This window comes from Pseudoxanthomonas sp. SE1 (assembly GCF_029542205.1).
Lineage (GTDB): Bacteria > Pseudomonadota > Gammaproteobacteria > Xanthomonadales > Xanthomonadaceae > Pseudoxanthomonas_A.
Map to the genome: position 1 here is coordinate 841,508 of NZ_CP113783.1, position 13,895 is coordinate 855,402.

Below are 13,895 nucleotides of genomic sequence, written 5' to 3' on the forward strand. Positions count from 1 at the left end.
CCGTTCGCCCGGAAGTCTGTCCAAGATACGTTTGATCGTGCTCCCCCAGCCACACAACAGGAGATTCAAAGCATGCACAAGGCGATTGTTCTGGGCTTTTTGCTGGTAACTTCCTCGGCAGCGCACGCCAAGATTGATTCGCTGTCTTCACGCGAAGGCTCGGACAGTGCACTGGACATCAAGTCGCCCTTCGAGACGCAGCAGCAACAGATCCTCAATGATCTTGCCGGAGGCAAGAAGTATGGCGAGATCAGCCCCCAGGATTCGGCCAAGGTGAAGGAAGCGCTGAGTCGCATGTCCAGCCAGTTGGCTCGCGCAAACGGCTCGGTAGATGGACTTTCCGCCGAACAGAAGATTGCAGTGTTGAACGATCAGGAATTGATCAACGCCATACTGACCCATGCCGGTGAAGAGAGTCGGCTCGTCTGCAAGAGGGAGGCCCCCGTCGGTACGAGACGCGCCATCACTCACTGCATCACGGTCGCGGAGCGTCGACGGCATCGTGACGAGGCGCAGAACGAGATGGACAAGAACTTCCGCTCGCCTATCAATTGACTGAAGCCTGACATGCGCATTCTGGTTATCGAAGACAACAGCGACATCGCCGCCAACCTTGGTGATTACCTTGAGGAGCGGGGTCATACGGTGGACTTCGCGGCCGATGGCGTGACGGGTCTGCACCTGGCGGTAGTGCATGAGTTCGATGCGATCGTGCTCGACCTCAACCTGCCCGGGATGGATGGGCTGGAGGTCTGCCGCAAGTTGCGCAACGAGGCCCGCAAGCAGACGCCGGTGCTGATGCTGACGGCACGGGACTCGCTGGACAACAAGCTGGCCGGCTTCGATTCCGGTGCCGACGACTATCTGATCAAGCCGTTCGCGTTGCAGGAAGTCGAGGTGCGCCTCAATGCCTTGTCGCGGCGCGGCAAAGGCGTGCAGACGCGGGTGCTGGAAGTCGGCGAGCTGGAGTACAACCTGGACACGCTGGAAGTGCGCCGCCAGGGCAAGCTGCTGCAGCTCAATCCGACCGCGCTGAAGATCCTGCAGGCCTTGATGGAGGCGTCGCCCGCCGTGGTGACGCGCCAGGAGCTGGAAACGCGGGTCTGGGGCGAAGAGTTGCCCGATTCGGATTCCCTGCGCGTGCACATCCACGGCTTGCGTGCGGTGGTGGACAAGCCGTTCGACAGCCCGTACATCCAGACCCGCCACGGCATCGGATACCGCATCGCCGCACCCGATGCCAGCAGCTGAGTCGTCGAAACCCCGCCGCCACCGCCGCTTCCGGCGGCGGCTGCGCACCCGCATCATCCTGTCGTTCGTGCTGTTGGGGTTTGGCCTGACGGTCCTGTTCGCCTACGCGACCATCGTTGCGCGTCAGCGCGTCGAGGACCAGTTGGTCGAAGATGTCATGAACCGCAACCTGGACGAGTCGTGGCGACGTTTCGCCGAGAGTGATGGGCAGGTCATAGGCGCACCGTTCGAGCAGGTGAAGGCGTACTACTATCTGCCCGACAGGTTCGAAAGCGTCAGGCTCAACAAGCCTGAGTGGTATGCGCTGCCTGATGGTATCCACAACATTACCGACATTGGCGACGATGGAAGGCCCTATCCCTTCAAGCTCGGCGTCAGGAAGACCCCGCAGGTCTGGTTCTTCCTTGCCTACGACATGGGCCAGACAGCGCGCGCCGAAGTCCAGTTCAAGCGGGCCGTTTATGGCTCGATCGCGGTGTTCACCCTCTTCTCGCTTCTGGTGGGCTGGTGGTCCGCTTCGCGCGTGATGAGCCCTGTTTCCGAACTGGCGGCGCGTCTCCGTTCCTATCGCGGCAGCAGCAACCCTCGCGCGCTGGCGCCCCATTTTCCCGAGGATGAGGTGGGCGAACTCGCCAAGGCGCTGGACGACTATTCCGGCCGCCTGACCGAAGTCGTCCAGCGCGACCGCGAGTTCAACGCCGACGTCAGCCACGAGTTGCGCACGCCACTGGCCATCATCCGCGGCTCGGTCGAGCTGATGCTGTCGCGCCCGGACATGGACGAGAAGACGCGCACCCGCATCCAGCGCATCCAGCGTGCCGAGCAGCAGTGCACGGACCTGATCAGCGCGCTGCTGTTGCTGTCGCGCAACGAGCGTGGCCATGGCAACACCGACGTCGCGCGCGTGGTCGACCAGTTGCTCGATGCCCATCGCGCCACGCTGGGAGGAAAGCCGCTGGTCCTCCGGGTCGAAGGCGAAGGTGGTGTCACCGTGGACTCGCCCGAGGCCGCACTGTCGGTGGCGCTGGGCAACCTGATCGGCAACGCGGTCAAGTACACCAAGGATGGCGAAGTGGTCGTCCGCCTGTTGCCGGACGCCGTCGAAGTCGTCGATTCGGGGCCCGGGCTGAGCAAGGAAGACGCCGCGCGCCTGTTCGAGCGAGGCTATCGCGGCACGCATGCCGGCCATTCGCAAGGCGGCGGCATCGGCCTGTCCATCGTCAGTCGCCTGTGCGCGCTCTATGGCTGGCAGGTCGGCGTCCGGCCGGGGGACTCGAAAGGCGTCGTGGCCACGTTGCGTTTCTCGCCAGCGCGGGACATGCCGCCGGACCCTTCGAGCGCTGCGCCGCAGGACGCGTGAGGTCCCGGGTTTCCCTACAGCGTGATCCAGAAGCAGTTGTAGGCGCGGCGCAGGCCGAACGTCGTATCGGCGGGTGTGGCGCTGTTCTTCAGCGTCTGCACCACGCGCAGGCCGATGGGACGCTGCCGCTGCGCGGTGTGCGGGTAGTAGCCGTCCAGGTTGGTGTCGACCACCTGTCCGGTGGCATCGAGCACCGGTGAAGGGGCGGGGCGGACCGGGACGATGTCGACCAGCGGGCGCTGGGCGACCGCATCGAGCCGGTCGAGGATGCGCAGTGCGGTGGCATCTGACGCGCCGGTCCAGTGGTAAACGCCGGCGAGACGATTCACGTCCTTCGCCTGGATGGCCGACGAGACCTGCATCACCAGGTCGCTGAGTGTGCGTGAGCAGCCGCCCCGGTACAGGGCACCTGCCGCGGCGGTCGGCATGTCGCCCGACGGCAAGCGGTCCATCGCGCCGATATCCTCGCAGCGCTTGTCGGTGTAGACGGTCTGGCCGGACATCGTGGTGCAGCGCTGCACGCCCTGTTGCTGCGCGCGCGCGTCATGCGCCGTCAGGCAGGTCCACGGGGCCAGGCAGAGCAGGGCAAGACACGACAAGGAGCGCATGCGACCAGCCTAATCCGCGCCTGCGTCCAGGTCATGGCGCAAGCGCACGGAATGGGATGGCCATTCACCTGCAGGAAGGATGGACCCGGCCGCCGTTGCTCAGCGTGCCCAGCCCAGCCGCGACAGCACGGTCTGTGTGGGCTTGGCCAGGTTGAGCGTGTAGAAATGCAGCGAGGGCGCGCCGCCTGCGATCAGGCGTTCGCACAGGCCGGCGACCACGTCGGCACCGAAGTCGCGGACGGCATCCGCATCGTCGCCCAGCGCCTGCATGCGCTTGCCGATCCAGCGCGGGATCTCCGCGCCGCAGGCCTCGGAGAAACGGCGCAACTGGGCGAAGTTGGAGATCGGCATGATGCCCGGGATGATCGGGATCTCCACCCCGAGCCTGCGCACCGCGTCCACGAAGTGGAAGTACGCATCCGGGTTGTAGAAGTACTGGGTGATCGCGCCATCGGCGCCGGCATCGACCTTGGCCTTGAAGTGGCGCAGGTCCATCAGTGCATCTGCCGCCTGCGGGTGGGTCTCGGGATACGCGCCGACTTCGATATGGAAGGTGTCGCCGTGCTCGGCGCGGATGAATTCGATCAGTTCGGAGGCGTACCGCAGGTCGCCGGGATGGCCCATGCCGGAAGGCAGGTCACCGCGCAGGGCGACGATGCGCTTGCAGCCGAGGGCCCGATACAGCCGCAGCAGTTCGCGGATTTCCTCGCGGCTGCCGCCCACGCACGAGAGGTGCGGCGCGGCATCGAAGCCATGGTGCTGGTTGAGGTGGCGGACCGTTTCGGAGGTATAGCTGAGGGTGGAGCCGCCTGCGCCGAACGTGCACGACACATATTCGGGTGCGTACGCCTTGAGCTTGTCCGCGGTGCGGTCCAACTGCGTGCGCTGCTCATCGGTCTTGGGAGGATAGAACTCGAAGCTGATGGATGGCATGGAGGGCGCCCGTCGGATCGTGGGCGCAGTATATCTCTTCATCCGGATGAATGATGCTCCCGGGCGGCGTCGGACCGTATCCCACGGCGGGCTGGCGCGGCTACCCTGTCGCCATCCCGCCGCCGGCTGCCGCATGACCATCGTCCTCACGCCCTTCGCCCGCACCCGCCTGTTCCCCGCCGACAAGCGCCGCAATGCCATCCAGGACTGCACCCCGGAGGCATTCGAGCAACGCCTCAACGAAGAGAAGCCGCTGCATGTACTCGATGGCTATGCTCCGTTCTGTCGCCTGCACGTGCACCGGAACTGGACGTCGACCCGCTGCCTGACCATGCCGATCACCGACGGCAACCGGCATCTGCTGCGGTCGGGCTACGAAGCACGCTCGTCGGCGGAACTGCCCGTGCTGGTGCGCTGGTTCGAAGGGGTCGAACCGCCGGTGGCCGACTACCTGGTCGTCATCCTCTACAGCGCCGCGCAGCTGGCGAAGGAGGAGGCGCCGATCGACGGCGACTGGGGCGTGGTGGGCTGCCTCTACACCGCCACGCCGCAGGAGATCCCGATGGCGCCCATCACGATGATGCGCAATGCGCTGGGCGTGGAAGAAGGCGGCTCGGGCGTGCCGCTGGATGCCGGGGCCTACCGGCGGAGCGTGGCGTTCTGGGAACGCAATGCCAACTGGCGCCCGTAGAAGGCGCATCGTTGTGGCTCAGGGCAACGCCAGCGCCGCCAGCGCATCGCGCAGCTGCACGGCGGGCGGATCGGCCACGTCGATCCCCGTGACATCGGCTTCCTCCCGCGGCGCTTCCAGCGCGGCGAACTGGCTGTCCAGCAGCGAGGCCGGCATGTAATGGTCATGGCGCACCTGCAGCCGCGTGGCGATCAGCTCCTGGTCGCCGTGCAGGAACAGGAACCGCATTGGCACGCCGGTCGCACGCAGCCGGTCACGGTGGCGCCGGCGCAGGCCGGAGAACGCCAGCACCACGCGTTCGCCTGCCGCCACGTGTTGTTGCAGGTCCATGGCGATGCGACGTACCCAGGGGGCGCGCATGCGGTCGGTGAGCGGTCGGCCACTGGCCATGCGCGCTTTCGCCACCGCGCTGTGGAAGTCGTCGGCATCCAGGAACGTCGCTGGCCAGGCGCCGGCCAAGGCGCGCGCCAGGGTGGTCTTGCCGCTGCCCGACACGCCCATCACCACGATGACGTTCACGCGGTCGCTCATGCCGGCACTTCCACCCGCACCTGGTAGGTGCGTCCCGCTGCGAAGCCACGGATGGCGGCGTCGTCCTGCCACACGCCATCCAGCGCCACACGTACCTGGGTGAGCCCGGCGACGCGTTCGATGGCGACCTCGAACGTGGCGCCCCGGAAGCGGCGCGACGCGCGCGCCGACGGCCAGTGCGAGGGCAGGTGCGGTTCGATCCGCAACGCATCGCCATCGCCACGCAGGCCGAACAGCTCCTCCACCAGGCAGCGGTACAGCCAGGCGGCGGTGCCGGTGTTGAACAACTGGCTGGAACGGCCGGCGGTACGCGGGTGCAGCCGCCACGCGCCCCGGTAGTAGTTGGGCACGAACACCGGCAACTGGCCGCGCTGCAGGCAATCGGCCGCCTCCGGCGAAGGCAGCATCGCGCGCAGCACCTGCCAGGCACGGTCGGCATCCCCGGCCTGGTACAGGCTGTAGAGGTAGAACGCTGCGGCATGGTTGTAGACCGCGCCGTTCTCGGCGGTGCCCGGGAACTTCTGCGTCACCCGCCCAATATCCTCGCGCATGCGCGTGTACGGCGGGTCGTACATGGTCACGCCATACGGCGATACCAGGTGCGTGTCGATGGCGCCCAGCATGCGCGCCTGCCGGCCCGCATCCGCCGCGCCGCTGAGCAGGGCCCAGCTCTGCGGGTTGAGGAAGAGGCGGCCTTCGTGGTCCGCGCTGACGCCGAACGCGACACCATCGTCGGTGATGCCGCGACCGTACCAGTCGCCGTCCCACAGGTGCGTGTTCATGGCGGCATTGCATGCTTCCGCGCCCGCGCGGAACTCGTCGGCGCGCGCCGCGTCACCACGGCGTGCGCAGATGTCCGCCCACTGCTTCAACGCATAGGCGCTGGCCAGCGTCAGCCAGCCGGACACGCCGCGCCCGCGCCAGCCGACCATGTTCATCGGATCGCACCAGTCGCCCTGCGCGATGTAGCTCAGCCCGCGCGCATCGCGCGCCTGCAGCAGCCAGCGCATGGCGTGCGTGATGCGCTCGCCGACCGGGGCGGCATGGCCCTCGCGGTCGGTGACCATGGCGTCGAGCATCGCGTCGTCACCCGTCTCGTCCAGGTAGGCGCGCAGGCAGACCGGCAGCCACACGCAATGGTCGGTGTGCGGGATCTGGTTGATGTACTTCAGCTCGGCGCCTTCGACCAGCAGGACGCCGTCCGGCATCGCCCCGGACGGTTCCTGCTGCGACAGCGCATGCAGGAACGCCGCCCGCGCCACCTCGGGACGGAGGAAGGCCATGCCCATGTGGTCCTGCAGGTAGTTGCGTGTCTGCGGGTCCGTCGTCAGGCGGTTGACGTCGCCGTGGTAGAACACCTGCCGCGGCAGCCAGTGGTTGGCGAACGCATCCAGCCACGGATCGGGCGTTTCGATGCGCAGGCAGCCCGCGCCGGCCTCGATGTGCGCGGCGCCAGCGCTCCGGGCTTCGGCGAAACCGTCCAGTGAAAGATGTCGCGCGCGCAGCTGGCGGATCCCGTCATCGTCGCGCGCGGGCGCGAACACGAAGCGGTACTCCTGCATCTCGCCATCGTCGAGCGCCACGCGGTACTGCAGCACCGTCGTCGGCATTTCGTAGGCCGCGTCGCCGCCGCCCAGACACTCGCCGCCGACGATGCCGTGCGGGGCATGCAGCCCGCCTTCGCCCTCGAACTGGGCCTGGTTCGCTTCCCATGCGTCCGGCGTACGCGCGTGCAACAGCACGGTACGGTCCTTGAAGTCGCGCTGGCGGAAGTAGTCCTCGACCTTCTGGTACGGCGCGATGCTGTCGCAGACGATCGCGCCCAAGTCGGCGCGGTACCGTCCGGACTGGTTCATCCACGACATGTAGCCGACCGGGAAATACGGATACAGGCTCAGTCGTCGTCGTCGGCCCGACCGGTTGCGCACGCGCACCGTCCACAACTCCGCCACGTCGTCGACTGGCAACACCACGCCCATCTCGACCTCGATGCCCGCGCATCGCACCCGCCACGCGACATCGCTCAGGCCGACGGAGAACGCGAACGCCTCCGGCGTCCGTCGCACCGGTTCGTGTGGCACCGAAAAAAGTCCGCCGTCCTCCTCGTCCTTCACGTAGCAGAAGCGGCCCGGATGGTGCGCGTAATACGGCTGTTCCGGCTGCATGAAGGTCTTGGCCTCCAGCGTCGGTGCATGCGCGTATTTGGCGGGCTCCGGCTGCATGAACTGCGCCGTGGCGAATCCGCGGCAGTTGAGTTGCAGCAGCATGCGCCGGTTCCACAGGAACGTGGACGCGGCGGGCATCGCCGTGGGACTGGTCAGGATGAAGCGGCGGCCCTGTTCCTCGAAGCCGTACGGCACGTTCGTCATGCCGATGCCTCCCGGCGCGATTTCAGTTCGGCCTGGATCTGAGCCAGCGTGGCGTCATCCAGCGGATAGAACCGCATTACCCATGCAGCCAGCAGGGCGACGCCACCTGGGATGGCTGTCAGCAGCAGCACGATGCCGAGCCGCGAGGCATCCGACTGCGCCGCGTTCGCCACATAGCCCATGCCGGCCAGGATCCACGCGATCGTCGCCGACGCCAGCGCACCGCCGAGTTTCTGCGAGAACGTCGCCGCGGCGAAGGTCATCGCGGTGGCGCGCCGGCCGGTCTTCCATTCGGTGTAATCCGCACAGTCGGCGTACATCGAGAACGCCAGCGGCGATTTCGGCCCCAGCATCAGGCCGACCAGCAGGTTGAGCGCGAACATGACCCAGACCGATTCAGGGGGGATGAAGAACATCGCACAACTCACCACGCCGACGCCCGCCATCAGCCACGCCATCAATCTGCGCTTGTCGACGTAGCGGGTCATCAGTGGCGTCAGCCCGGCGCCCACGGCCAGGGCCAGCGCATAGGCGCCCAGGAAAAGACCGGTCAGCTCCGGCCGCTCGAGATGGTACTTGAGGTAATACGCCAGCGAGCCGCCCCGCATCACGATGGTCACCATGATGATCAGCGCCAACGCGAACAGCACCATCCACGGCCGGTTGTGCAGCAGGTCGGTCACGTCCTGGCGGACGGCGCTGCGTTGCTGCGGCAGCGGCGCGACGCGTTCGCGCGTGGTCAGGAACACCGTGACGAACGCAGCCGTGGCGATCATGCCGTACAGCGACAGCGTCAACTGCCAGCCCAGCGCCTCATCGCCATGTCCGAGCCAGCGCACCAGGTCCAGCGTGAGCCAGTTCACCGCCATCGTGCCGGCGAAGGCGGCGATGAAGCGGAAACTGATCAGCTGGGTGCGCTGCTGGCTGTCGGCCGTGATCACACCGGAGAGCGCGGAGTAGGGAATGCTCAGCACGGTATAGGCCAGCATCATCAGGGTGAAGGTCGCATACGCCCACACCAGTTTTCCCCCGTCGCCGAGATCGGGCACGGTCCAGGTCAGCACGCCCGCGAACGCCATCGGCAATGCCCCATAGAGCAGATAGGGCCTGAAGCGACCAGACCGGCTGCGCGTGCGATCCGCGAGTGCGCCCATCAGCGGATCGGTGACGGCGTCCACCACCTTGGTGAGGAGCATCATCGTGCCGACTGCGGCGGCGGCCAGTCCCATCACGTCGGTATAGAAGATGAGCAGGAACGCCGAGATGTTGGCCCAGTAAAGGTTGAAGCCGAAATCGCCGACGCCGTAGCCGACTTTTTCGCCCAGACGGGGTTCCGTTGCTGGTGTTGCCTTGCTTGCGGGGTGCGCGGTGCCGCCGCTCCCCTGGTCGCGTTGCATGTCCACTCCCGGATTGACGTCGTTGCGCGACGGGGCACGAAGGACAGTGCCCGGCGCAAACCGAAACGGCGGCCAAGCTTGCGATGATCGCGCCGGGGAGGCAAGCGCAGGGGTGTGGTGACGGTGACGGTAAAGCGCATTCCGTCACGCAATGCAGAACGGGCGCCCTGGGGCGCCCGTTCCGGAAGTGCAGCGAAACCGCCGACGCGATCAGTAGCGGTAGTGGTCCGGCTTGTACGGGCCTTCGACCGCCACGCCGAGGTAGTCGGCCTGGTCCCTGGTGAGCGTGGTCAGCTTCACGCCGATCTTCTCCAGGTGCAGGCGGGCGACTTCCTCGTCCAGCTGCTTCGGCAGGCGGTAGACGGTCTTCTCGTACACGTCCTTGTTCGCCCACAGGTCGATCTGCGCCAGCGTCTGGTTGGCGAAGGAGTTCGACATGACGAAGCTCGGGTGGCCGGTGGCGCAGCCCAGGTTCACCAGGCGGCCTTCGGCCAGCAGGAAGATCGCATTGCCGTTCGGGAACACGAACTTGTCCACCTGCGGCTTGATGTTGATGCGCTTGGCTTCCGAGGCGTACAGCGCATCCACCTGGATCTCGTTGTCGAAGTGGCCGATGTTGCAGACGATGGCCTGGTCCTTCATCGCCTTCATGTGCTCGAGGGTAATGATGTCCTTGTTGCCGGTCGTGGTGACGTAGATGTCGGCCTGGCCCAGGCTGTCCTCGACGGTGTTGACCTCGAAGCCTTCCATCGCCGCCTGCAGCGCGCAGATCGGATCGATCTCGGTGACGATGACGCGGGCGCCGTACGCGCGCAGCGAGTGCGCCGAGCCCTTGCCCACGTCGCCGTAGCCGCAGACTACCGCGACCTTGCCGGCCAGCATCACGTCCATCGCGCGCTTCAGGCCGTCGGCCAACGACTCGCGGCAGCCGTACAGGTTGTCGAACTTGGACTTGGTGACCGAGTCGTTGACGTTGATCGCCGGCACCAGCAGCTTGCCGGCTTCGGCGATCTGGTACAGGCGGTGCACGCCGGTGGTGGTCTCTTCGGAGACGCCCTTCCAGTCCTTGACCACGCGGGTCCAGTAACCGGGGCGCTCGACGGCGACGCGCTTCAGCAGCGCCTTGATCACGCCTTCCTCGTGCGAGGAGGCCGGCTCGTCGACCCACTTCGAGCCGTTCTCCAGCTCATAGCCCTTGTGGATCAGCAGGGTGACGTCGCCGCCATCGTCCACCACCAGCTCCGGACCGGTCTGGGTGCCGTCGGGCAGGGTGAAGGTCAGTGCGTCGAGCGTGCAGTCCCAGTATTCCTCCAGCGTCTCGCCCTTCCACGCGAACACCGGCGTGCCGGTGGCGGCGATCGCGGCGGCAGCGTGGTCCTGCGTCGAGAAAATGTTGCACGAAGCCCAGCGCACGTCGGCGCCGATGTCCTTCAGCGTCTCGATCAGCACGGCGGTCTGGATCGTCATGTGCAGCGAGCCGGTCACGCGCACGCCGTCCAGCGGCCTGGTGGCGGCATGCTTGCGGCGGATCGACATCAGGCCGGGCATCTCGTGCTCGGCGATGTCGAGTTCCTTGCGGCCCCAGTCGGCCAGGGAAATGTCGGCGACCTTGTAGTCGCCCTCGGTCGAAAACTTGCGTACTGCGTTCATGGCATTGCTCCGGTCTGTGCGATCAGGGTCGCAGGTTATCCGGGCGCCGTTGCAGGTTCATTCCGCCGAGCCTGGCCGGACTATGTGGAAAGTCTGCACAAGGATGTGCAGGCTTTTGCGGAAGGATCCGCACATGTCACGGTCGCAGCGCCCCTCGGCGAAGGGCGGCCATTATATCGCTTGTTCCGGATGAAACGATGGCGCACGGATTTGCCTGATCGGGTAGGCTTGGATTGTTGCCTTGCAGCAGACCAATTGCCCTTCCCGGCAATACCAATACAAGCCAAACGAACGACGGGATCCACGCGCCGCGCATGAACAGCCCCCGCAGTCTCGAATTCGCTCCGCCCGATGTCCCCTTGCGTGAAGACGTGCGCCGGCTGGGCGCGCTGGTCGGCGACATGCTGGCCGAACAGGTGTCGCCCGATTTCCTGGCCGATGTGGAGCGCGTGCGCACCACCGCCATCGCGCGCCGGCAGGCCGGCGAGCCGCCGCAGTCACTGGCGGGGCTTCTGGATGGCCAGCCGCCCGAGCAGGCGGAATCGTTGATCCGCGCCTTCAGCACCTATTTCCAGGTCGTGAACATCGCCGAGCGCGTCCACCGCATCCGCCGTCGCCGTGACTATCAGCGCGCCGGCAGTGCGCGGCCGCAGCCCGATGGCCTGCACGACACGCTTTCCAAGCTCAAGGCGCAAGGGGTGACGCTGGAAGAGCTGGCCGACTGGCTGCCGCGCATCGACGTGGAGCCGGTGTTCACCGCGCACCCGACCGAAGCCGTGCGCCGGGCGCTGCTGGAAAAGGAGCAGCTGATGGTGGCCAGCCTGATCAACGGGCTGGACGGCACGCGTACGCCGGGCGAACTGGCCACCGACACCGCGCGTTTCCGCATGGCGCTGACCTCGGCCTGGCAGACGGCGGATTCTTCGCCTGTCCGGCCAGGAGTCGAGGACGAGCGCGAGCATGTCGGCTTCTACCTGATCGAAGTGCTCTACCGCGTCATCCCGGTGCTGTATGAAACGCTGGAGAACGCGATCACGGAGGTCTACGGCGCTGCGCCGCAGGTCACCGCGCACCTGCCCCGGGTGTTGCGTTTCGGCACCTGGGTCGGCGGCGACATGGACGGCAACCCGAACGTCGATGCCGGCACGATCACCGCCACGCTGGATGCGCAACGACGCGCCATCCTGACGCGCTACCTGAAGGAACTGCGCCAGCTCACCACGCTGCTCAGTCAATCGAGCTCCATCATCGGGGTGTCGCGCGATGTGGCCGAGCGCGTGGAGGCCTATCGCGCGCTGATGCCGGAAGCAGTGAAGAAGTCGCGCCCGCGCCATGGCGACATGCCGTACCGCCTGCTCAACGACCTGATGCGTGCGCGCCTGCAGGCCGCGCTGGACGGCCGCCCGGAAGGCTATGCCTCGCCGGAGGAACTGGCGCATGACGTCGACCTGATCCTCAACAGCCTGGAAGCCAACCGCGGCATCCATGCCGGCTGGTTCGCCGTGCGCCGCTTGGCGTGGCGTGTGCGCACGTTCGGCTTCCATCTCGCGCGGTTGGATGTGCGCCAGGAATCCAGCGTGCATGCGCGTGCCGTGGCTGCGGCCTTGGGCGACGCGGGCTGGGAAAGCCGCGATGCCGTCGACCGCGCAGCCCTGCTGGGTCCGTATGCCAACGGCGATGCGGCGCTGCCGGCCAGCAGTGAAGAGGGCAACGACCGTCTCGATGCGGTTTTCCGTGCGTTGGCCGATGCGCGTGCGCGCCACGGCACCGATGCGCTGGGGACCTACATCATCAGCATGGCGCACAGCCGCGCCGACGTGTTGACCGTATTGGCGCTGGCGCGGCGTGGCGGCCTGGTCGACGATGCAGGGCAGGTGCCGCTCGATATCGCGCCGCTGTTCGAGACCATCGACGACCTCGGACATGGCACCGAGGTGCTGCGCGACCTGCTCGCCGACCCCGTCTATCGCGCCCACCTGGCCGCGCGCTACAACGTGCAGATGGTGATGCTGGGTTACTCCGACAGCGGCAAGGACGGCGGCATCGCCGCCTCGCGCTGGGGGCTGCAGCGGGCGCAGGTGGACCTCGTCGACGCTGCGCAGGAACTCGGCATCAAGCTGACGTTCTTCCATGGCCGTGGCGGGTCGATCATCCGCGGCGGTGGCAAGACCTCGCGCGCGCTGGAAGCGGCGCCGCGCGGCAGCGTCGACGGCCGCCTGCGCGTGACCGAGCAGGGCGAGGTGATCCATCGCAAGTACGGCATCCGCGCATTGGCGCTGCGTTCGCTTGAGCAGTCCGTCGGCGCCGTGTTGCTGTCCAGCCTGCGCCCGCGTCCGCCGGAGCCGCGCGAAGCGCACTGGCGCGAGATCATGGCGCTGGTCGCGAGCGAGAGCACGCAGGCCTACCGCGCGTTCGTGCAGTCGCCGCGCTTCATGGACTATTTCCGCAGTGCCACACCGATCGATGTGATCGAACGGATGACGTTGGGTTCGCGACCCTCGCGACGGCTGGGCCAGGACGCGGCGCTCGGCAACCTGCGCGCGATTCCGTGGGTGTTCGCCTGGAGCCAGGCGCGCGCGGTGATCCCCGGCTGGTACGGCGTGGGCGCCGGCCTGCAGGCAGCCGCAGATGCGTACGGTGAAGACGCGCTGCGCGAGATGGCGCGCGACTGGCCGTTCTTCAAGACCTTCCTCGACGACGTCTCGATGGTGCTGGCGAAGGGCGACCTGAGCATCGCCGAGATGTACTCGAAGATGGCCGGCGAGCTGCACGATGCGTTCTTCCCGCGGATACAACGCGAGCACGCATCGGTGCTGCACTGGGTGCTGACGCTCAACGGCAATGAATGGCTGCTGCAGCACGACCAGCGACTCGCGCTGTCGATCCGGTTGCGCAATCCCTACATCGACCCGATCAGCATCATGCAGGCCGACCTGCTGAAGCGCTGGCGCGCCAGTGATCGCGAGGACGACGCGCTGCTGCATGCCCTGGTGGCCAGCATCAACGGCGTGTCGCAGGGTGTGCAGAATACCGGCTGAGGCGATCTCGCTTCTGTAGGAGCGCCCTCGGGCGCGATGCCTTTCATTCCGATCATTCCCCGCGCAT

11 protein-coding genes and 1 riboswitch are annotated in these 13,895 nt (G+C 66.8%); of the genes, 5 read left to right on the forward strand and 6 right to left on the reverse strand.

From position 1 onward, the window contains the following. Positions 1–72 precede the first annotated feature (72 nt). Genes OY559_RS03805 through OY559_RS03815 form a run of 3 tightly spaced genes read left to right on the forward strand, consistent with a single transcriptional unit; the run spans position 73 to position 2,611 of the window. On the forward strand, positions 73–555 hold the full coding sequence (locus tag OY559_RS03805) for a hypothetical protein (protein ID WP_277728782.1): 483 nt from the start codon (positions 73–75) through the stop codon (positions 553–555). Between the two features lie 12 nt (positions 556–567). Beyond that, on the forward strand, positions 568–1,251 hold the full coding sequence (locus OY559_RS03810; RefSeq protein WP_055936695.1) for a response regulator transcription factor: 684 nt from the start codon (positions 568–570) through the stop codon (positions 1,249–1,251). After that, complete coding sequence (locus OY559_RS03815; RefSeq protein ID WP_277728783.1) at positions 1,238–2,611, forward strand: sensor histidine kinase; 1,374 nt, start codon at positions 1,238–1,240, stop codon at positions 2,609–2,611. Before OY559_RS03810 ends, OY559_RS03815 begins: the two co-directional genes overlap by 14 nt. 14 nt (positions 2,612–2,625) lie before the next feature. Here the strand turns inward: OY559_RS03815 and OY559_RS03820 are convergent, their stop codons facing one another. Together OY559_RS03820 and metF are read right to left on the reverse strand one after the other, a co-directional pair. Beyond that, complete coding sequence (locus OY559_RS03820) at positions 2,626–3,219, reverse strand: hypothetical protein (protein ID WP_277728784.1); 594 nt, start codon at positions 3,217–3,219, stop codon at positions 2,626–2,628. Positions 3,220–3,318: 99 nt separating this feature from the next. Beyond that, positions 3,319–4,152, reverse strand: coding sequence for a methylenetetrahydrofolate reductase [NAD(P)H] (gene metF / locus OY559_RS03825; protein ID WP_277728785.1), 834 nt, complete (start codon positions 4,150–4,152; stop codon positions 3,319–3,321). Between the two features lie 133 nt (positions 4,153–4,285). Between metF and OY559_RS03830 the strand changes: the two genes are divergently transcribed. Continuing rightward, complete coding sequence (locus OY559_RS03830; protein ID WP_277728786.1) at positions 4,286–4,843, forward strand: DUF3228 family protein; 558 nt, start codon at positions 4,286–4,288, stop codon at positions 4,841–4,843. A gap of 18 nt (positions 4,844–4,861) precedes the next feature. On the opposite strand, the gene OY559_RS03835 is transcribed toward OY559_RS03830, so the two are convergent. The 4 genes from OY559_RS03835 to ahcY all read right to left on the reverse strand — a co-directional run bounded on the left by OY559_RS03835 (position 4,862) and on the right by ahcY (position 10,790). Next, the gene (locus OY559_RS03835; RefSeq protein WP_277728787.1) at positions 4,862–5,374 is read right to left on the reverse strand and encodes a gluconokinase; all 513 of its coding nucleotides are present in this window, start codon (positions 5,372–5,374) and stop codon (positions 4,862–4,864) included. After that, on the reverse strand, positions 5,371–7,743 hold the full coding sequence (locus OY559_RS03840) for a GH36-type glycosyl hydrolase domain-containing protein (protein WP_277728788.1): 2,373 nt from the start codon (positions 7,741–7,743) through the stop codon (positions 5,371–5,373). Before OY559_RS03840 ends, OY559_RS03835 begins: the two co-directional genes overlap by 4 nt. Next, complete coding sequence (locus tag OY559_RS03845; RefSeq protein ID WP_277728789.1) at positions 7,740–9,140, reverse strand: MFS transporter; 1,401 nt, start codon at positions 9,138–9,140, stop codon at positions 7,740–7,742. The genes OY559_RS03840 and OY559_RS03845 overlap by 4 nt, the downstream gene beginning before the upstream one ends. A gap of 210 nt (positions 9,141–9,350) precedes the next feature. Beyond that, on the reverse strand, positions 9,351–10,790 hold the full coding sequence (gene ahcY / locus OY559_RS03850) for an adenosylhomocysteinase (RefSeq protein WP_277728790.1): 1,440 nt from the start codon (positions 10,788–10,790) through the stop codon (positions 9,351–9,353). Between the two features lie 34 nt (positions 10,791–10,824). Next, positions 10,825–10,952: riboswitch (S-adenosyl-L-homocysteine riboswitch) on the reverse strand. A 152-nt stretch (positions 10,953–11,104) separates the two neighbouring features. On the opposite strand from ahcY, the gene ppc reads away from it, so the two are divergent. Next, positions 11,105–13,828, forward strand: coding sequence for a phosphoenolpyruvate carboxylase (ppc, locus tag OY559_RS03855; RefSeq protein ID WP_277728791.1), 2,724 nt, complete (start codon positions 11,105–11,107; stop codon positions 13,826–13,828). The last annotated feature ends 67 nt before the right edge of the window (positions 13,829–13,895 follow it).

What these genes read in the sequence shown, in the direction of transcription:
- metF (WP_277728785.1), bottom strand. Translation starts at nt 4,152, where the DNA reads ATGCCATCCATCAGCTTCGAGTTCTATCCTCCCAAGACCGATGAGCAG.
- ppc (WP_277728791.1), top strand. Translation starts at nt 11,105, where the DNA reads ATGAACAGCCCCCGCAGTCTCGAATTCGCTCCGCCCGATGTCCCCTTG.
- OY559_RS03810 (WP_055936695.1), top strand. Translation starts at nt 568, where the DNA reads ATGCGCATTCTGGTTATCGAAGACAACAGCGACATCGCCGCCAACCTT.
- OY559_RS03820 (WP_277728784.1), bottom strand. Translation starts at nt 3,219, where the DNA reads ATGCGCTCCTTGTCGTGTCTTGCCCTGCTCTGCCTGGCCCCGTGGACC.
- OY559_RS03845 (WP_277728789.1), bottom strand. Translation starts at nt 9,140, where the DNA reads ATGCAACGCGACCAGGGGAGCGGCGGCACCGCGCACCCCGCAAGCAAG.
- OY559_RS03840 (WP_277728788.1), bottom strand. Translation starts at nt 7,743, where the DNA reads ATGACGAACGTGCCGTACGGCTTCGAGGAACAGGGCCGCCGCTTCATC.
- OY559_RS03835 (WP_277728787.1), bottom strand. Translation starts at nt 5,374, where the DNA reads ATGAGCGACCGCGTGAACGTCATCGTGGTGATGGGCGTGTCGGGCAGC.
- ahcY (WP_277728790.1), bottom strand. Translation starts at nt 10,790, where the DNA reads ATGAACGCAGTACGCAAGTTTTCGACCGAGGGCGACTACAAGGTCGCC.
- OY559_RS03815 (WP_277728783.1), top strand. Translation starts at nt 1,238, where the DNA reads ATGCCAGCAGCTGAGTCGTCGAAACCCCGCCGCCACCGCCGCTTCCGG.
- OY559_RS03830 (WP_277728786.1), top strand. Translation starts at nt 4,286, where the DNA reads ATGACCATCGTCCTCACGCCCTTCGCCCGCACCCGCCTGTTCCCCGCC.
- OY559_RS03805 (WP_277728782.1), top strand. Translation starts at nt 73, where the DNA reads ATGCACAAGGCGATTGTTCTGGGCTTTTTGCTGGTAACTTCCTCGGCA.